The sequence below is a fragment of the Sporosarcina gallistercoris genome (genome assembly GCF_050459885.1).
Classification (GTDB): Bacteria; Bacillota; Bacilli; order Bacillales_A; family Planococcaceae; genus Sporosarcina; species Sporosarcina gallistercoris_A.
On record NZ_JBCMNO010000009.1, the window covers coordinates 59,657 to 78,792 of the forward strand.

The 19,136-nt window shown below is 42.9% G+C and carries 20 protein-coding genes; all 20 read left to right on the forward strand.

Going from position 1 to position 19,136, the window contains the following annotated elements; genetic code table 11:
- Positions 1–6 precede the first annotated feature (6 nt).
- Positions 7–909 (forward strand): succinate--CoA ligase subunit alpha, encoded by a 903-nt coding sequence (sucD, locus tag ABE021_RS06835; protein ID WP_430287662.1) that lies wholly within the window; start codon positions 7–9, stop codon positions 907–909.
- 64 nt (positions 910–973) lie between these two features.
- A complete protein-coding gene (dprA, locus tag ABE021_RS06840) occupies positions 974–1,825 on the forward strand; it encodes a DNA-processing protein DprA (protein WP_430287663.1) in 852 nt (283 codons plus the stop codon).
- Between the two features lie 120 nt (positions 1,826–1,945).
- Complete coding sequence (gene topA / locus ABE021_RS06845; RefSeq protein ID WP_430287666.1) at positions 1,946–4,024, forward strand: type I DNA topoisomerase; 2,079 nt, start codon at positions 1,946–1,948, stop codon at positions 4,022–4,024.
- 24 nt (positions 4,025–4,048) lie between these two features.
- Positions 4,049–5,368 carry an FADH(2)-oxidizing methylenetetrahydrofolate--tRNA-(uracil(54)-C(5))-methyltransferase TrmFO gene (gene trmFO / locus ABE021_RS06850; protein WP_430287668.1) on the forward strand — a complete coding sequence of 440 codons (1,320 nt, stop codon included), beginning with the start codon at positions 4,049–4,051 and terminating at the stop codon, positions 5,366–5,368.
- Between the two features lie 272 nt (positions 5,369–5,640).
- Entirely contained in the window at positions 5,641–6,540 is a 900-nt protein-coding gene (gene xerC, locus ABE021_RS06855) for a tyrosine recombinase XerC (protein WP_430287670.1), read from the forward strand.
- 12 nt (positions 6,541–6,552) lie between these two features.
- On the forward strand, positions 6,553–7,098 hold the full coding sequence (gene hslV / locus ABE021_RS06860; RefSeq protein ID WP_430287671.1) for an ATP-dependent protease subunit HslV: 546 nt from the start codon (positions 6,553–6,555) through the stop codon (positions 7,096–7,098).
- The gene (gene hslU / locus ABE021_RS06865; RefSeq protein ID WP_430287673.1) at positions 7,095–8,495 is read left to right on the forward strand and encodes an ATP-dependent protease ATPase subunit HslU; all 1,401 of its coding nucleotides are present in this window, start codon (positions 7,095–7,097) and stop codon (positions 8,493–8,495) included. Before hslV ends, hslU begins: the two co-directional genes overlap by 4 nt.
- A gap of 81 nt (positions 8,496–8,576) precedes the next feature.
- Positions 8,577–9,353, forward strand: a complete 777-nt coding sequence (codY, locus tag ABE021_RS06870) for a GTP-sensing pleiotropic transcriptional regulator CodY (RefSeq protein WP_430287675.1) — start codon at positions 8,577–8,579, stop codon at positions 9,351–9,353.
- Between the two features lie 368 nt (positions 9,354–9,721).
- Complete coding sequence (gene flgB, locus ABE021_RS06875) at positions 9,722–10,114, forward strand: flagellar basal body rod protein FlgB (RefSeq protein ID WP_430287676.1); 393 nt, start codon at positions 9,722–9,724, stop codon at positions 10,112–10,114.
- Positions 10,115–10,116: 2 nt separating this feature from the next.
- The gene (gene flgC / locus ABE021_RS06880; RefSeq protein WP_430287677.1) at positions 10,117–10,578 is read left to right on the forward strand and encodes a flagellar basal body rod protein FlgC; all 462 of its coding nucleotides are present in this window, start codon (positions 10,117–10,119) and stop codon (positions 10,576–10,578) included.
- Positions 10,579–10,600: 22 nt separating this feature from the next.
- Positions 10,601–10,903, forward strand: coding sequence for a flagellar hook-basal body complex protein FliE (gene fliE, locus ABE021_RS06885; RefSeq protein ID WP_430287678.1), 303 nt, complete (start codon positions 10,601–10,603; stop codon positions 10,901–10,903).
- Between the two features lie 62 nt (positions 10,904–10,965).
- Positions 10,966–12,564 carry a flagellar basal-body MS-ring/collar protein FliF gene (gene fliF / locus ABE021_RS06890; protein ID WP_430287680.1) on the forward strand — a complete coding sequence of 533 codons (1,599 nt, stop codon included), beginning with the start codon at positions 10,966–10,968 and terminating at the stop codon, positions 12,562–12,564.
- 13 nt (positions 12,565–12,577) lie between these two features.
- The gene (gene fliG, locus ABE021_RS06895) at positions 12,578–13,591 is read left to right on the forward strand and encodes a flagellar motor switch protein FliG (RefSeq protein ID WP_430287681.1); all 1,014 of its coding nucleotides are present in this window, start codon (positions 12,578–12,580) and stop codon (positions 13,589–13,591) included.
- Complete coding sequence (gene fliH / locus ABE021_RS06900; RefSeq protein WP_430287682.1) at positions 13,584–14,360, forward strand: flagellar assembly protein FliH; 777 nt, start codon at positions 13,584–13,586, stop codon at positions 14,358–14,360. The genes fliG and fliH overlap by 8 nt, the downstream gene beginning before the upstream one ends.
- Positions 14,361–14,362: 2 nt before the next feature.
- The gene (gene fliI / locus ABE021_RS06905) at positions 14,363–15,694 is read left to right on the forward strand and encodes a flagellar protein export ATPase FliI (RefSeq protein WP_430287684.1); all 1,332 of its coding nucleotides are present in this window, start codon (positions 14,363–14,365) and stop codon (positions 15,692–15,694) included.
- The gene (gene fliJ / locus ABE021_RS06910; RefSeq protein ID WP_430287686.1) at positions 15,691–16,143 is read left to right on the forward strand and encodes a flagellar export protein FliJ; all 453 of its coding nucleotides are present in this window, start codon (positions 15,691–15,693) and stop codon (positions 16,141–16,143) included. The genes fliI and fliJ overlap by 4 nt, the downstream gene beginning before the upstream one ends.
- Before the next feature lie 4 nt (positions 16,144–16,147).
- On the forward strand, positions 16,148–16,753 hold the full coding sequence (locus ABE021_RS06915; protein WP_430287688.1) for a MotE family protein: 606 nt from the start codon (positions 16,148–16,150) through the stop codon (positions 16,751–16,753).
- 45 nt (positions 16,754–16,798) lie between these two features.
- Complete coding sequence (locus tag ABE021_RS06920; RefSeq protein WP_430287690.1) at positions 16,799–18,079, forward strand: flagellar hook-length control protein FliK; 1,281 nt, start codon at positions 16,799–16,801, stop codon at positions 18,077–18,079.
- A 3-nt stretch (positions 18,080–18,082) separates the two neighbouring features.
- Positions 18,083–18,730: a flagellar hook assembly protein FlgD gene (flgD, locus tag ABE021_RS06925; RefSeq protein ID WP_430287691.1), complete on the forward strand. Its 648-nt coding sequence runs from the start codon at positions 18,083–18,085 to the stop codon at positions 18,728–18,730.
- Between the two features lie 22 nt (positions 18,731–18,752).
- Positions 18,753–19,127, forward strand: a complete 375-nt coding sequence (locus ABE021_RS06930; protein ID WP_430287693.1) for a TIGR02530 family flagellar biosynthesis protein — start codon at positions 18,753–18,755, stop codon at positions 19,125–19,127.
- Positions 19,128–19,136: the final 9 nt, after the last annotated feature.

The window sequence follows — 19,136 nt, forward strand, 5'->3', positions numbered from 1 at the left end:
CAAACGATGAGTATTTATATCGATAAAAATACAAAAGTGGTCGTCCAAGGTATCACTGGCGGGACTGCAAAATTTCATACCCAGCAAATGCTTGAATACGGAACGAAAATCGTTGCCGGTGTAACACCAGGTAAAGGCGGCACAGAAGTTGAGGGCGTTCCTGTATTCAATACAATGGAAGAAGCTGTCAAAGAAACTGGCGCTAACGTTTCCGTAATCTACGTTCCGGCACCTTTTGCAGCAGATGCAATCATGGAAGCGGTAGACGCTGAACTTGATATGGCTATCTGTATTACAGAGCACATTCCCGTTCTGGATATGGTGAAAGTAGTGCGGTACATGGACGGCAAAAAGACGCGTCTTGTCGGACCGAACTGCCCGGGTGTTATCACACCGGAAGAATGCAAAATCGGTATTATGCCTGGATACATTCACACAAAGGGCCACGTAGGCGTAATTTCCCGTTCAGGTACTTTGACGTACGAAGCGGTTCACCAACTTTCTGAAGCGGGTATCGGTCAGACAACTGCTGTCGGTATTGGTGGGGACCCTGTAAATGGGACAAACTTCATCGACGTATTGAAGGAATTCAATGAAGACGAAGACACGTACGCTGTCGTTATGATTGGTGAAATCGGCGGAACTGCTGAAGAAGAAGCAGCTGAGTGGATCAAAGCCAACATGAAGAAACCGGTCGTCGGTTTCATCGGCGGACAAACAGCACCTCCAGGAAAGCGTATGGGTCACGCTGGTGCCATCATTTCCGGTGGTAAAGGAACTGCTGACGAAAAAATCAAAGCGCTCAATAATGCAGGCGTAGAGGTTGCAGAAACGCCATCCGTTATCGGAGAGACATTGATTAAAGTGATTAAAGAAAAAGGGCTATACGAAAAGTGTAAAACCCACTAACATAGTAGATGCAGCGTATTCAATGGATACGCTGCATCTTTGTTATATAATGAGGAGGTATTTAATGAAGCTAACCGCCCAAGAACACGAGCTTTTGAAACTCCATTATGCGTGGCCGGCACCTTACCCGAAACTTGTTCAATTGCTTGAAAATAAATATGGACACGAATACTTGCTGAATTTATCACAAAAGCAGCGTACAATCCTGAATAAGAAACTTGCCCAACTATCCCCTCTCCCCCTCTTGGAAATGCTGCTCGAAAAAGGGATCATCCCCATACCTTATACACATCCTGACTATCCCGATCAACTGAAACAACTAATCGATCCACCAGCAGTCCTTTATGCAAAAGGAAATCCTGGTTTGTTGAAAAAAACAAATAAAGTCGCTATAATCGGTTCCCGAAAAGCGGGGGACTATTCGATTTGCGCCATGGATATGATTGTTCCGCCACTTGTACAACATGATTCTGTCATAGTGTCAGGACTTGCAAAAGGTGCAGACACTATGGCGCATCAAGCAGCCATTAAATATGGGGGGCAGACAATAGCGGTACTTGGACATGGTTTTTTTCATCTGTACCCGAAAGAAAATGCGGAACTTGCCACAACGATTGCAAAAGAGCATCTATTAATAACGGAATATCCGCCATATCATGCACCTGCTAAATGGACGTTCCCTATGAGGAACCGGATTATAAGCGGCTTATCCAGTACCCTAGTCATAACAGAATCCGCTGTGAAGAGCGGAACAATGAGTACAATTGAACACGCACTTGACCATGGGAAAGAAGTATTTGCTGTTCCGGGCCCCATTGACTCACCATTATCACTAGGACCGAACAAACTATTAGATGAAGGAGCCCGGCCGATCTGGAATGGCTTTCAAATCGTTGAAACTCTTGTCGAATCGTGACGAAAGAAATGTCTTTTCACTAAAATAGTTGCTTTTCCATGGAAACTGTTATACATTTTGCAACAGATATTCTTTTAGATGAATAAATACAAAGAACCTCTTTAAGGAGGGCATTTTAGAATGGCAGATTACCTAGTAATCGTGGAATCACCAGCAAAAGCGAAAACGATTGAACGTTATTTAGGAAAGAAATACAAAGTGCGCGCTTCCCTTGGCCACTTGAGGGACTTGCCCCGCAGTCAAATGGGCGTCGATGTTGAAAATAACTATGAACCGAAGTATATTACAATTCGGGGAAAAGGCCCGATTTTACAAGATTTGAAAAAAGAAGCGAAAAAAGCGAAAAAAATCTTTCTCGCGGCTGACCCCGACAGAGAAGGGGAAGCGATTGCCTGGCACCTTGCTCATCAGCTCGGCGTAGATGACAATTCGGACTGCCGCGTCGTTTTTAACGAAATCACAAAAGACGCGATTAAAGAATCGTTCAAAAATCCTCGTCCCATCAATACTGATTTAGTGGATGCCCAACAAGCACGCCGGATTCTGGACCGTCTTGTCGGATATAATATTAGTCCAATTCTATGGAAGAAAGTCAAAAAAGGCTTGTCAGCTGGACGGGTTCAATCTGTAGCTCTAAAACTTATTATTGATCGCGAAGAAGAGATTAAAGCGTTCGTACCTGAAGAGTACTGGTCAATTGGAGCTGGATTCAGTAAAAAAGAAGGTGACTTTGAAGCCTCTTTCTATGGGACAGCTGGTAAGAAAGTTAAACTGACGGACAAAAAGCAAGTGGATGAAGTTCTTTCGAGCATGGACGGTGAGGACTTTACGGTTCATCAAGTCGTGAAAAAGGAACGTAAACGTAATCCTGCAGTACCGTTCACCACATCTTCTTTACAACAAGAGGCAGCCCGTAAGTTGAACTTCCGTGCGAAGAAGACGATGATGATTGCCCAGCAATTGTATGAAGGGATTACGATTGGCAAAGAGGGTATCGTTGGACTCATCACGTATATGCGAACGGATTCAACGCGGACATCAGAAACGGCACAAACTGAAGCGAAGTCGCATATTGAAACAATGTACGGTGAAGAGTTTACGAAAAAAACAAAAGCAGCAAGCAAATCCTCCGCTGCGAAAACTCAAGATGCACACGAAGCGGTGCGCCCAACGTCTGTCCTACGTACACCTGAAGCGATGAAAGCGTTTTTATCAAAAGACCAAATGAAGTTATACAAACTCATCTGGTCGCGTTTTCTAGCAAGTCAGATGGCACCGGCCATCCTTGATACGGTCACTGTCGATTTGCTGAATAATGATGTTCAGTTCAGAGCAACGGGGTCGCAAGTGAAATTCCCGGGATTCATGAAAGTGTATATTGAAAGTCATGATGATAAAGAAGAGGAAAAGGATAATGTTCTTCCACCACTTACTGAAGGAGAGACGGTCAAGTGTTCATCGATTGATCCGAAGCAGCATTTCACACAACCGCCGCCCCGTTACTCAGAAGCACGTCTTGTCAAGACTTTGGAGGAACTTGGAATAGGAAGACCCTCGACATACGCTCCAACATTGGATACGATCCAAAAAAGAGGATATGTCACGCTAGACGCCAAACGGTTTGTTCCCACTGAATTAGGTGGTATTGTCAACGCGGCGGTCAACCAATACTTCTCAGATATTACCAACGCCGAATTCACGGCAAAAATGGAACAAAGTCTAGACCATATCGAACTCGGCGAAATCCCATGGGTTTCAGTCATTGATGAGTTTTACAAAGACTTTGAAAAGCATTTGAAAATTGCAGATGAAGAAATGGAAAAAATCGAAATCAAAGACGAACCGGCTGGAGAAGATTGTGAAAAGTGCGGATCTCCGATGGTTTATAAGATGGGGCGTTATGGCAAATTCATGGCTTGCTCGAACTTCCCGGATTGCCGTAATACAAAAGCGATCATTAAACCGATCGGGGTGGCCTGTCCGCTTTGTAAAGAAGGGGAAGTGGTAGAACGGAAGAGTAAGAAAAACAGAATTTTTTATGGGTGCGACCGATATCCTGAATGTGAATACATTTCGTGGGACAAGCCAATCTCGAGACCGTGTCCTAAGTGTGAAAGCACACTCGTTGAAAAACGTTTGAAAAAAGGTCTGCAGATCCAGTGCACGGAATGTGACTACAAAGAAAAACCACAAGAATAAATTAGCTAGAGAGAAGGGTTCAAAGTGACACCAATTGTAAATGTCATCGGCGCTGGACTTGCGGGAAGTGAAGCAGCTTGGCAAATTGCAAGTCGAGGGGTACAAGTCCGCTTATACGAAATGCGTCCTGTCCAGCAGACTCCAGCACACCATACAGACAAATTCGCAGAGCTGGTTTGCAGTAATTCTCTGCGTGCAAACTCACTAACGAATGCTGTAGGCGTCATAAAAGAAGAAATGCGACGTCTGGATTCCGTGATTATTGCAGCGGCGGATGCTTGCTCCGTTCCTGCTGGAGGAGCGCTTGCTGTCGATCGTCATGAGTTCTCTGCGCATGTGACGGATAAAGTACGGAATCATCCACTCGTGGAAGTCATTAACGAAGAAGTGACTGAAATCCCGGAAGGCATCACAGTGATAGCAACGGGCCCGCTCACTTCTCCAGCATTAGCAGAAAAAGTCCGTCAGCTTACGGGTGAAGAGTATCTGTATTTTTACGATGCGGCAGCGCCTATCGTTGAAAAAGACTCTATCGATATGGACAAAGTCTATCTCAAATCACGCTATGACAAAGGTGAAGCGGCGTATCTCAATTGTCCGATGGATGAAAATGAATTTGCTGCATTCTACGAAGCGTTAGTAAACGCAGAAGTTGCAGAACTAAAAGAATTCGAAAAAGAAGTTTACTTCGAAAGTTGTATGCCAGTTGAAGTTCTTGCAAGTCGAGGAGAGAAAACGCTGTTGTTTGGTCCTATGAAGCCGGTTGGGTTGGAAGATCCTAAAACTGGTAAACGACCTAAGGCTGTTGTTCAGCTTCGTCAAGACGATGCGGCAGGGACTCTATACAATATCGTCGGCTTCCAGACACACATGAAGTGGGGAGCTCAAAAAGAAGTCTTGCGGCTCATTCCTGGTCTGGAAAATGTAGAAATCGTTCGTTATGGTGTGATGCATAGAAACACCTTCATCAATTCACCGAGAGTTTTACAACCGACCTATCAGTTAAAGGCGAATCCGAATTTATTTTTCGCAGGTCAAATGACTGGGGTTGAAGGATATGTCGAGTCCGCAGGATCCGGTTTAGTTGCAGGCATGAACGCAGCACGGCTGGCTTTAGGGGAAGAACTTTATATCCTTCCTAATCAGACGGCCTTAGGGAGCTTGGCGAGATATATTACTGAAGCCGATTCGAAGAATTTTCAACCGATGAATGTGAACTTCGGTTTGTTCCCGGATTTAGGAGAGCGCGTCCGTTCTAAATTGGAAAGAGCTGAAAAACACTCCAATCGAGCACTCGAAGCACTTGATGCTTTTAAAGTTGAAAATCACATAAGTTCCCAATGAGAAGAAGAGAGCAAGCCTCTCTTCTTCTTTTTGATGGGAAAGTATGAAGTAAATGTGTACATTTCATGTCGATATTTAAAAAGAATACTAAGAGGTCAGACTTCCTGGATGCTGATAGTTGAAGAAATACCTGTAAATCATGTATAGTAAATCGTGGATGAATTTGAATTTAAGGAGTAGTCGGCATTTTCAATTATTTTGGATAATCGAATACGCTGTTTGCCGAGCGTTAAAATGATGATTATTTGTTCGTTTTCCAGGAGGTGTCTGAAATGGATAAAGAGATTTTCCAAATTCGTGATGAGTATATAACATACGTTCGTTTGGAGAAAAACTATTCAGTGCACACTGTAACGGAATATGAAAAAGATGTAGATGAGTTTCTTGAGTTCATAAAAACCGAAGGCATTCTCACGATAGAGAGCATTACATATCAAGAAGCACGACTATTTGCTTCGCGCCTGTATGATCGAGAGTTATCGAGAGCAACAATTTCCAGGAAAATTTCATCAGTCCGTTCCTTTTTCCGATTTGCTAATGCCCGTTACGGGATTAATGATACAGCATTCCGTTTACTGCATCACCCTAAAAAAGAAGAGCGTCTTCCTGCTTTTTTTTATGTGGAGGAACTAGAAAAGCTTTTTGGTGCGTGCCTTGGTGAAAAACCTAGGGATCTCCGGGATTGTGCATTGCTTGAACTACTTTACGCAACAGGAATTCGCGTGAGCGAACTCACATCGATTCGTTTAAGTGATATTGACAACGACTTGGGGATTGTGAGGGTAATGGGGAAAGGTCGGAAAGAACGCTACGTCCCATTCGGAAGTTTTGCGCAATCAGCAATTGAGCGATATATCGAATTCAGTCGACACTTTCTAATGAAATCGACGAAGCATGAAATATTGTTTGTCAATTTAAGAGGTGGACCGCTTACTGACCGAGGTGTCAGACACGTATTGGATTCCATTGTTGAGCGAGCTTCCATACAATCGAATGTTTATCCGCATATGTTACGTCACACGTTTGCGACCCATTTATTATCTGCTGGAGCAGATATGCGTACTGTCCAAGAACTTTTGGGGCACAGTGATTTGTCTTCGACACAAATATACACCCATACAACGAAAGAGCATTTAAGAAGAACCTATATGAATACGCATCCGCGTGCTTAGGAGGAAATTTAAATGGAATTTCATGCAACCACGATTTTTGCCATTCGGCATAAGGGAGTTTGTGCAATGTCCGGTGATGGTCAAGTCACCATGGGAGAAAGTGTAGTTATGAAACACACCGCAAAAAAGGTCCGCAGGTTATTTAACGGAAACGTACTCGCAGGATTTGCAGGATCTGTTGCCGATGCATTTACGCTGTTTGATCTTTTTGAAGATAAATTGACAGAGTACAACGGAAATCTGCAGAGGGCTTCTGTAGAACTTGCAAAAGAATGGAGAGGCGATCAGATTCTTCGGAAACTCGAGGCGATGTTGCTTGTGATGAACGAAGACACTCTCCTTCTTGTGTCGGGAACAGGTGAAGTGATTGAACCAGATGATGGCATTCTTGCGATTGGATCCGGTGGGAACTATGCGTTAGCAGCTGGCAGATCGCTTGCTAAATATGCTGGCGAATCGTTGACTGCTGAACAGATTGCACGTGCAGCACTAGAAACGGCTTCTGAAATTTGTGTGTTTACAAACGACAAGATTATCGTGGAGGTGCTTGGGGAATGACTTCATTACAACTGACGCCCAAAGAAATGATCTCATTTTTAAACCGGTATATTGTAGGGCAGGACAAAGCGAAACGTGCGGTTGCGGTTGCCATAAGAAATCGCTATAGACGTAACTTGTTATCTGACGAAGAGAAGAATGAAATCATCCCGAAGAACATTTTAATGATTGGACCAACCGGTGTAGGTAAAACAGAAATCGCACGACGTATTGCGAAACTCGTGGATGCTCCGTTTGTTAAAGTCGAAGCGACGAAATTTACCGAGGTAGGCTACGTCGGGCGTGACGTTGAATCCATGGTACGTGACCTCGTTGAAACAGGTGTCCGGATTGTTAAAGAAAAACAGCGCGCTCAAGTGAAAGATCAAGCAGCCGTTCAAGCAGAAGAACGCTTAGTGGAATTGCTCGTACCTTCTAAGAAAAAGAAGGGATCTATGCAAAATCCGTTTGAAATGCTGTTTGGTGGGCAAAACAATGAGAGTGACGCTGATCAACAAGAAGAAGTAACAGAGATGACTCGAAAGAAAAGTGAAGTTGCAGTCTTACTTAAACAGGGGAAGCTGGAAGATGAGCAAGTGACAGTTGAAGTCGCTTCTCAACAGCCTTCCATGTTTGATGCACTTCAAGGTTCAGGTATGGAACAGATGGGGTCGAACATGCAAGATGCCCTTTCCTCACTTATGCCTAAAAAAACGACATTGCGTAAGCTGGCCGTAAAAGATGCGAGAAGGGTATTAGAAGCTGAAGAAGCGGACAAACTAATTGATCATGATGAAATTGCTCGGCAAGCTGTCCAGTTAACGGAGCAATCCGGAATTATCTTCATTGATGAAATGGACAAGATCGCAAGTAAGAGCGGCGGATCTTCTAGTGCTGATGTTTCCCGTGAAGGGGTTCAACGAGATATTTTACCGATTGTAGAAGGTTCAACCGTAAATACGAAATACGGATCGGTGAAAACCGATTATATCTTATTCATAGCTGCGGGAGCTTTCCATATGGCGAAACCGTCGGATATAATACCTGAGTTGCAAGGGAGATTCCCGATTCGCGTCGAATTAGACAAATTGACCAAAGAGGATTTCGTCCGTATTTTGAAAGAACCTGATTTCTCTCTTATTCGACAATACGAGAAACTTCTGGCAACGGAGGACGTCCTGTTAGAGTTCACGGATGAGGCAATCGATCGAATTGCTGAAATTGCATTCGAAGTGAATGATAATACCGAGAACATTGGTGCGAGACGACTTCATACAATTGTTGAACGTCTTCTGGAAGAACTCTCATTTGAAGCGTCTGATATTGGTCCTACAAGTATAAAAATCACACCGTCATATGTCGACGAAAAATTGCAAGGAATCGTAAAAGACAAAGATTTGTCACATTTCATTCTATAATGGAGACAAAGTAGTTTATTTAATAATTGAAAACCTTTAGAATATTCTTATCAGTTCTATAATTATGAGGAGGAAAATATAATGTCACTGTTAGAAAAAACAAGAAAAATTAATGCAATGCTTCAAGAAACTGCGGGTAAGCAAGTGAATTTCAAGCAAATGGCGGAGCAGCTAAGTGAAGTTATCGACTGTAACGCATTTATCGTAAGTCGAAAAGGAAAACTGCTTGGACTTGAAATTCATCACCAAATTGAAAATGAGCGTATGAAGCAAATGTTCGAGGATCGTAAATTCCCTGAAGCGTATACTAAACAGCTTTTTGAGATACGCGAAACTTCTCCGAACATTGGAATCGAAAGTGAATACACTGTATTCCCTGTCGAAAACCAAGAACTCTTCAAAAGCGGCTTAACTACAATCGTTCCAATCATTGGTGGTGGTGAACGTCTTGGAACACTAATACTTGCACGTTTGAGTGATGACTTCAAAGAAGACGATCTTATCCTAGCGGAGTATGGTGCAACAGTTGTAGGAATGGAAATTCTTCGTGAGAAATCTGAAGAAATTGAAACGGAAGCTCGCAGTAAAGCGGTCGTACAAATGGCTATCAACTCACTTTCATACAGTGAGCATGAAGCAATCGAGCATATCTTCAATGAGTTAGATGGTAATGAGGGACTACTCGTTGCATCTAAAATTGCAGACCGTGTTGGTATTACGCGTTCAGTTATCGTCAACGCACTTCGTAAACTCGAGAGTGCTGGTGTGATTGAATCGCGCTCACTTGGAATGAAAGGCACATATATCAAAGTGTTGAACAGCAAATTCCTAGAGGAACTTGAAAAGCAAAAGTCATAATGCTTAAAGTAGTGCATGATTAAAAACGAGTAAAAAGCGGATATCGCTTTTTACTCGTTTTTTTTCTATAAAAAATAAAGGAACTTCTATTATTTATAGAAAGAAAATTTACTGAGCCTAAATTAATAAGTATTCCCAATGATAATACAAGAACATCTAATTCTAAAAGAACAGGTACTTAAGACTCAAAAGTCTTGGTAAATCCTGTGAACGACTGTGATATTATAAGGAATGTTTCTTCCTTTTTAATATAATATGTCTAGACAAAATGGTTCATCATCCGATACAATGAGTAGTAATTGTTGACTTTTAGGATATTATGTCGAATTTAATATAATTCTCAACTATACATGAAGGAGGAGAGTAATTTGGACCTTTATGGAGGAACGATTTCAGCTTTAGAAAGAGGTCTCAATTTTTCTGCTGACAAATCAAAAGCGATTTCGCAAAATGTGGCGAATGTGGATACACCAAACTATCAAGTTAAAACAGTAGACTTCAAGAGTTACTTACATGAAGCGAAGTCAGCTCAATTAGAAGCAATACGTACTGATTCACGCCATTTGAAATTTTCTCCAACGACTTCCGGTTCAGGAACCCACACTTATTCAAATTTCAAATACAACCAAAACGGTAATGGTGTCGATATGGATAAGGAACAAGCGGACTTAGCGGCTAACCAAATCTATTATAATGCGCTCGCTGATCGGATCAGCAGTAAATTCAACTCACTCAATAATGTCATCAAAGGAGGACGTTAACTGTGTCTATTTTCCATAGCTTGAATTCTGCAGCTTCCGCACTAACGTCGCAACGGCTCCGGATGGATGTCATTTCTTCTAATATGGCAAACATAGATACCACTCGTGGTAAGTTAGTAGAAGGGGAATGGCAGCCTTATCGAAGAAAGTCGGTTTCATTTGAACCGAAGCAAGGACAGTTTTCAAACTTCCTGAATGTTGCGATGGGTACACGTGAAAGAGGTTCTGTCGGTAATGGTGTCACGGTTTCGAAAATCCAAGAAGATACGGAAACCCCTTTTAAACAAGTCTATGATCCTACACACCCGGATGCTAACGCAGAGGGGTATGTAGAAATGCCTAATGTCGATCCTTTACGTGAAACAATCGATATGATGTCTGCAACCCGCTCGTATGAAGCAAACATTACTGTCCTCAATTCCAACAAAGCAATGCTGATGAAAGCACTTGAAATCGGAAAATAACAGTTAGAAAGGATGAGTCCGCATGGCCATATCATCAATCCTGGCGATGGCACCGGGTATTTCGACCGATGCCACAAAAACTTCGCCAACGACATTTGACTCACAACAGAAGTTTGGCAGTTTTTTGAAAGATGCTATCCAAGACGTGAACGCAGCTCAAGTTCAATCGGATGTCATGACTGAAAAATTGGTTCGTGGTGATAATGTAGATCTACATAATGTAATGATTACTGCTCAAAAAGCTTCAGTTGCATTGAGTGCCACGATGGAAGTGCGAAATAAAGTAATCGAAGCTTATCAAGAAGTTATGCGTATGCCAGTGTAAGAAAAATATACCGTTATCCATCATAAGCAGTACGGATGACGTTTGCCGACCGGAGGATCAGAATGAAAGAGAGATTGACAAAGATCAAAAGCGATTTTCAAGCGTTTTGGTCAAACCGGACAAAAAACCAGAAAATCTTGTATGTAAGTATTGCAGCCTCGATCATCCTTGTTGCAGCACTCCTTACTTTTTTCCTATCTCGTACAACATATGTGCCTTTATACAAAGATTTATCCCGTTCAGATATTGGTAGAATAAAAGAAGAGCTAGATGCGCAGGCAGTCCCGAACCAAATTGCGCCAGGAGGGACATCCATATTAGTTCCTGAAGAACGAGTAGATGATTTGCTTGTATCCATTGAGTCCCAAGGACTTGCGAATTCAGGGAGAATCGATTATTCTTTCTTCTCGGAAAATGCGGGATTTGGAACTACTGATAATGAATTTAATATGATCAAGCTTGCCACGATGCAAAATGAACTTGCTAAATTGATCACTGGTATTGAAGGTGTGCAAGATGCCAAAGTCATGATCACACTCCCGACGCAAGGAGTTTTCGTCAAAGAGGATGTACAAGCAGCAAGCGCATCCATTGTCCTAAAAACAGAACCGGGTCAGGAGTTCAGTGAACCCCAAATAAAAGGGCTATACAACCTGATTTCTAAAAGTATTCCGAACTTAGCGCCTGAGGATATTGTGGTGATGAACCAATATTTCGAGTACTACGATCTGAACCATGAAAATAACCAGTTCGGTACGAATGTTGCTGACCAAATGTCGATTAAAAAATCTATTGAGCGTGATCTTCAACGTCAAGTCCAAATGATGTTAGGTTCCATGATGGGACAAGAAAAAGTTGTTGTTTCAGTCACAACGGATATCGACTTCCAACAGGAAAATCGAGAAGAAAACCTAGTTACACCCGTTGATGAAGAGAGTATGGAAGGGATCGCATTAAGTGTACAGCGCATCACAGAAACATTTACTGGTGACGGTGCCGTTCCTGGGGGGATTCCGGAAGGGGAAGATCCGACAGATAACCGCACTACTATAGTTGAAGGATCAACTGGTAATGGAGATTATGAACGAGTGGAAGAGACGATTAATAATGAAGTGAACCGGATCCGTAAAAACATTGTCGAAAGTCCTTATAAAATACGGGATATTGGTCTCCAAGTAATGGTTGAGCCACCGACTGCAGGTGATCCTGGATCAATGGACCCTGGTGTTGAAGAGGACATCAAACAAATTCTGGAAACGATTGTAAGGACTTCGATTGATAAAGTTTCTGTAGGTGAATTGACCGAAGAGCAATTGGCTCAGAAAATCGCTGTTTCCATTCAGCCGATTCGTGGTAAACAAGCTGATTTCGATACAGAACGCACTGTGATTCCTTGGTGGGTATATGTTGCCGGTGGCGTACTGCTGTTAGTGATTATTGCTTTAGTCATCCTCTATATTCGGAAACGACGAAAAGACGAAGCGCTTGCATTTGAAGAAGCACGTGCACTGGAAGAACAATTGCAAGCAATTGAAGTGAGCGACATTAATGGAGAAGTTGAAACCGAAGGGACGATGCGCAGAAAACAATTGGAAAAAATGGCGAAAGATAAACCGGAAGAATTCGCGAAATTGTTACGCACGTGGATAGCAGAGGACTAAGGGGAGATCAGACATGGTGAAAAAAGATAAAGAAATGTCCGGGAAGCAGAAGGCGGCTCTCCTTCTGATTTCTCTCGGTCCTGAAGTATCCGCAGCGATTTACAAGCATTTAGCGGAAGACGAAATCGAACGATTGACACTCGAAATTTCAGGCGTTCGTAAGGTGGAAGCTTCAGTGAAGGAAGAAATCATTGAGGAGTTTCATAACATTGCGCTCGCACAAGATTATATTTCTCAAGGCGGTATCGGATACGCGAAAACGATTCTAGAAAAAGCGTTAGGTAAAGAACATGCGCAAGCGGTCATTAATCGCTTGACGTCTTCCTTGCAAGTCCGTCCTTTTGACTTTGCAAGAAGGACGGAGCCGAGTCAGATTTTGAATTTCATCCAAAATGAACATCCTCAGACGATAGCGCTCATTTTGTCTTACTTGGAAGCTGAACAGGCGGGGATAATCCTGTCTTCCTTGCCACAGGAAGTCCAAGCGGACATCGCGAAACGGATTGCTAAAATGGAATCCACCTCTCCGGAAGTCGTTAGTGAGATTGAAGCAGTCCTCGAACGAAAACTATCTTCAACTGTTACTCAGGACTACTCGGATACCGGTGGTGTGGATGCAGTTGTCGAGGTACTGAATGGAGTGGACAGAGCAACTGAAAAAACGATACTCGATGCACTCGAAATCCAGGATCCTGAACTTGCAGAAGAAATCAAGAAACGGATGTTTGTCTTCGAAGATATTATCACACTCGATAACCGCTCAATCCAACGTGTAATCCGTGATTGTGAAAATGAAGATCTCATTCTATCTATGAAAGTGTCGAGTGAAGAGGTTAAAGATATCCTTTTCAAAAATATGTCTCAACGAATGGCGGAATCATTCAAAGAAGAGATGGACGTCATGGGACCAGTCAGGCTGCGAGATGTGGAAGAAGCACAATCGAGGATTGTTGCGACAATCCGTCGACTGGAAGATGCAGGCGAAATTATTATTGCACGTGGTGGAGGAGATGATGTGATTGTCTAATATCTACAGACCTGATACGAACCAAGTGACAGGTGTGAAGAAGATTGGAATTCGTAATCTCCGAACTGTGAACGAGATATCCGCAGAAACTTCAACACTTCCCCAACTGAATTTAGCGGAAATCATAATGGAACGGGATCGTCTTATGAACGAGGCGCGCACTCAAGCAGGGATTGAAAAGGCATCAATTGAACAGATGCGAGAGACCGCGCAGGACGATATAGACGCCATGCGAAATGCTTGGGAATCCGAAAAGGCGGAACTTCAGCAACAAGCTTACGAAGAAGCGTTCCAAGTCGGGTATGAAGAAGGTACTAAAAAAAGTATTTCAGATATGCAAGACACGATTGAACAAGCCAATGATACGATAGAAATGGCACGAAAAAATGGTCAGTCCTACTTGGACCAACAAGAACGGTTGATTCTGGAGATTGCGATGAAATCCGCCGAACGTATTCTTGGTCACGCACTGAATGAGGATTCAGAGTTGTTTTTGTCCATTGTGAAGCGAGGTTTGAAAGAAGTACGCGAAATGCGGGAAGTGAAAGTTTATGTATCCCCCAAGTATTATAAGTTAGTTTCAGATAGCCGTGAAGAACTTGCTTCGATCTTCCCGCCGGACGTACCGATGCTGGTATTCGTTAACGATGAATTCGAAGATACCGAATGTTATATCGAAACAAACCATGGAAGAATCGTCGTGAGCATCGACGAACAGTTGAATGAGATGAAAGAGCGCCTTGTGGAACTACTGGAAAGCGGGGGCTGATCATGAAAAAAGCTGAAGAACTATCCAACAAAATAACCAGTGTTAACACCTTCAAAAAATATGGTCGAGTTGCGCGGGTTGTTGGGTTAATGATTGAGTCTAAAGGTCCTGAAAGCTCAATCGGTGATTTATGTATCATTCACTTGAATCACACAACTAAATCAGAGTCGAAAATTTTAGCGGAAGTGGTCGGATTCCGCGAAGAGATTGTTATGCTTATGCCTTTTACGAATGTCACCGAAATATCCAGTGGCTGCTTAGTGGAGGGGACAGGAAAACCGCTTGAAGTAAAAGTGGGCATGAACTTGATCGGAAAAGTACTAGACTCCATGGGCAATCCAATTGACAACTCTGCGCTGCCGAAAGGGCTTGCAACCGTTCGGACGGAACAAAGTCCTCCAAATGTTTTAACTCGACCCACTATCAATGACAAATTAGCGGTCGGAGTGAAAGCGATTGACGGAATGCTGACAGTCGGCAGTGGTCAGCGCGTAGGTATTTTTGCTGGTTCGGGTGTTGGTAAAAGTACCCTTCTCGGTATGATTGCCCGCAACACAACCGCTGACATTAATGTCATTGCACTGATAGGCGAGCGGGGCAGAGAAGTTCGTGAATTCATCGATAGGGACCTAGGCCCTGAAGGGTTAAGTCGTACGATAGTTGTTGCGGCGACATCTGACCAACCTGCGCTTATGAGGATAAAGGGTGCATTTACAGCGACAGCTATCGCGGAGTATTTCAGAAATAAAGGCATGAATGTCATGCTCATGATGGACTCGGTAACACGGGTTGCGATGGCACAAAGGGAAATAGGACTTGCTGTAGGTGAACCGCCTGCTACCCGCGGATACACCCCATCCGTTTTTGCGATATTACCGAAGCTGCTTGAGCGAAGCGGTACAAATGAATTCGGGGCAATCACCGCTTTCTATACGGTCTTGGTCGATGGTGATGATATGAATGAACCCATCGCGGATGCGGTTCGAGGAATCTTGGATGGTCATATCGTTTTAGATAGGACACTCGCGAACAAAGGTCAGTATCCCGCTATCAATGTACTGAAGAGTGTTAGCCGGTTAATGAACCACATTGCCGATCCGGAACACGTAAAAGCTGCGGAAAAACTACGTGAATTATACTATACGTATGACAAATCTGAAGACCTCATCAATATCGGTGCATACAAACGGGGCACATCTAAAGAAATCGATCAAGCAATTGAATACGAGCCGCTCATCACAAAGTTCCTGAAACAGGGATACAAAGATAATATTTCGATGGAAGAAAGCATTGAAGAACTGATTGCATTGGCTTCAGAAGGCAGTCGCGTATGAAATCATATCATTATCGCTTTGACAAAGTCTTAACGTATCGAGAGCAAGAGAAGAATGAGACAGAATCCGCTTATAAGGAATCCGTCGAGTCATTTGAAAAGATTGCCACTCAGCTATATGACTTGTTGAAAAAGAAAGAAGATATCCTGGTGGAGCAGCAAAAGAAAATGGCAATAGGATTTTCAGTGAATGAGATTCATCACTATGCAAGATTCATACAAAGTATTGAAGCGAAAATCCATTCCGTTCAACAGCAAGTGATTCAAGCACGTAGTAAAATGAGTTGGTATGAAGAACGGTTGTTGGAAAAAACGATTGAAGTGAAAAAATACGAAAAAATGCGGGAGAAAGATCAGGATGCTTATCAAGAAGAAATGGAACATAAAGAAGCAGAACGATTGGATGAACTTTCTACACTGAAATTCCGCAAAAAAGAAAATGGGTGGTAAGCCGGTGAAGCAAAAAAAGAATAAGACGCCAGACTCCTATCAAGACGAGCGTAAGGCAGGAAGTTTCTTTCAAATGTTACTCGCTTGGTTTGTGATTCCGCTTATTTTTGCGATTGCGGTTCTGCTTATTATTGCGAAAGTTGCAGACGTGAATGTGGCGGATAAGGCGAAAGAATGGACAGCCTCAATACCAGCGCTGGAACAGAAAAAGCAAGATTCTTCGACAAAAAAAGATGAAAAAATACTGGCGGATCGTGTTGTGGCCATGAAAGAAGAGTTGAAACAAAAGGAGCAGCAATTGATGGACATCCAAGAAGACTTGAAGAAGTCGAATGCGAAAAATGAAGAGTTGACTCTTGCGCAAGAAAAGTTGCAAGCTGAAATTTTAGTTCTGCAGAGAACGAATGATGACTCCAAAAAAGAAATAGGACAGCTAGTGTCAACGTTTGAACAGATGTCCGCAAAATCAGCAGCTCCTGTTATTACAAAGATGGAAGATGACCAAGCGCTCCAGCTTCTATCACAAATGAAAGCAAATACGCTAGCAGCAGTTCTTGAAAAAATGTCACCGGAAGATGCTGCTAAATATACTGCCCTTTTAGCTAAATGATGATATAATCATAAAGTAATAGATTATGACTTAGGAGGTGAAAAAATGAATATTAATTCAGTGCCAGTAGCAATAGCAACACCCGCTGCTGTATCTGGAAAGGCAGTAAAAACAACTCGGGAATCCGGGGGGATATTCGGTTCTGTGTTTGCGGGAATGATGAAAAGTGTCGAAACACCAAAAACATCTGTTTCAAGCACTCAGACTGGGTCTTCATCAGAACCAATCTATGATGTCTTATCTGCTGCGACTGTCGAGGATCTTGCTAAAGCATTGGAAGATCTGACAGAGATACCAAAACAAGATCTAGTGAGTGGTCTCGGTAATCTTGGCCAAGCCAGTTCGCTTGAAGAGTGGGCGGAAGTCTTAGAGCTTGATCTGACAGAGCTAATGGAAACCATAAGCAAATTGTTGGAAGAAGCGGGTGTTTCTAAAGAAGAACTAGCGGAAGTCATGTATGCTAACGATTTATGGACCCTGTTGACTATTACTAACGAACAGGCGCCTAAATTATCCGCTGAACTTGAAGAGATGCTCAATGGTAAGGACAAACTTACTCAACAACAAGCGACAAACATTCTAGCTCTGTTGAAAACAGTTCAAACAGTGCTGCCGAATAAAGACTTGCTCGGTTGGCAACAAACAAGTTTGACAGAATTGGGTTTACAGTTGAAAGGTATGCTTGAAAGTGAAGCCAGTCTTAAAGCGAATGATACTAGGACTCAACCTCATTCACAATCTGCTTTTGCGAGTGTAACGTTATCTATGTCAAAAAGTAGTCACGAACAGTCACACAATGAAGGAAAAAGCGAGCAAAATCAAGTTCAACACCTTCAAAATATCAATGCTCAGCCGATAGTATCCAAGAATGTTTTTTCAGCGGAGACGCCCGAATCACGTCCGGTAAGTCAATCTGAAGCGTTGCTTGCAAAATTACAAGGGCTCTTTAAACAGACGAATTTTGGTCAACAGGGCGGCACAAATCGTTTGTTAGTCAAGCTGAATCCTGAGCAACTTGGTCAAATACGAATTGAACTCATTCAGATCAACGGAGTTATGACTGCCAGAATCCTTGCATCGACGGCATTAGGAAAAGAAATGCTCGACAGCCAACTGCATCAGTTAAGGCAGTCGTTCAGCCAGCAAAACATTCAAGTGGATCGGATTGACGTGACGCAAGCTGTTCAAGATGCCACGCGTAATGAGCGAAGTCAGAACTTTAATCATCAACAGTTTACAGGGCAAGGCGACCAGCAAGAGACGCAAGAAGAGGAACTTGATGAACAGCAATCATTCCAAGAATATTTGCTGGATGTGGAGGTGTAGCAGATGGTAGAAGGACAAAAACTGATCACAGATTCCATGTATCTTGTGAATAAGCAGAGGGATGAACGCAAAACAGGTCAAGGTACATTAGGCAAAGATGACTTCATGAAGCTTCTCATAGCGCAGTTGCAGAATCAGGATCCTACTAACCCGATGAAAGATAACGAGTTCATCGCACAAATGGCGCAGTTTTCTGCACTGGAACAAACTATGAACCTCACAAAGGCTTTTGAGAAGTTCGCGGAATCCCAAAATCAAAGCCAATTGATCCAGTACAATTCGTTTGTTGGTAAAGATATTAAATGGCACAAAGTGGCGGAAAAGCCCGATGAAGACGGGAAACCAGTCATTACAGAAGGCACAGGAACTATCAAATCCATTAAATATGTGAATGGTTCTGTAGTATTCACAATGGATGATGGGCAAGAATTGTCACCGGGTAATATTTCTGAGGTACTTTCAGGCGGAGGGAATTCGAATAGTTTAGTAGAAGCAAGCATGCTGATCGGTAAGACAGTGGGCTATCTTGACGGGGAAACCGAAAAGACAGGAAAAGTTGCATCAGTATCCAACAAAGATGGAAAGCTAATGTACATTCTTGAAAACGGAGAAAAGGTCGAAGGGAACAAATTCACTTCAATAAGCAAATAACTAGTCAGAACGGAGCGATTGTATGGAACAGCTCAACATCCAGCGTCTCCAATCGCAGCCGCAACTACGACCCGGACAATTGAAACAGTCCGTACCGAAACAGTCTTTTGTCGAGCAACTGAACAACGCGCTCGCACCACAAACGCTAAAGGTCAGTAAACATGCGACAGAACGTTTGACGGAACGGAATATCACAATTTCTGAAGCCGAATGGGCTCATGTCACGGACAAAGTGAACGAGGCAAAAGCGAAAGGGATTCGCGACTCACTCGTACTGCTGGACCAAGCCGCACTCATTGTCAGTGCAAAAAATTCCACTGTCATAACAGCGATGGATCGTAAGGAAGCGAAAGATCAGCTGTTCACGAACATCGATGGAACGATTATCCTAAGTTAACAAACGAAC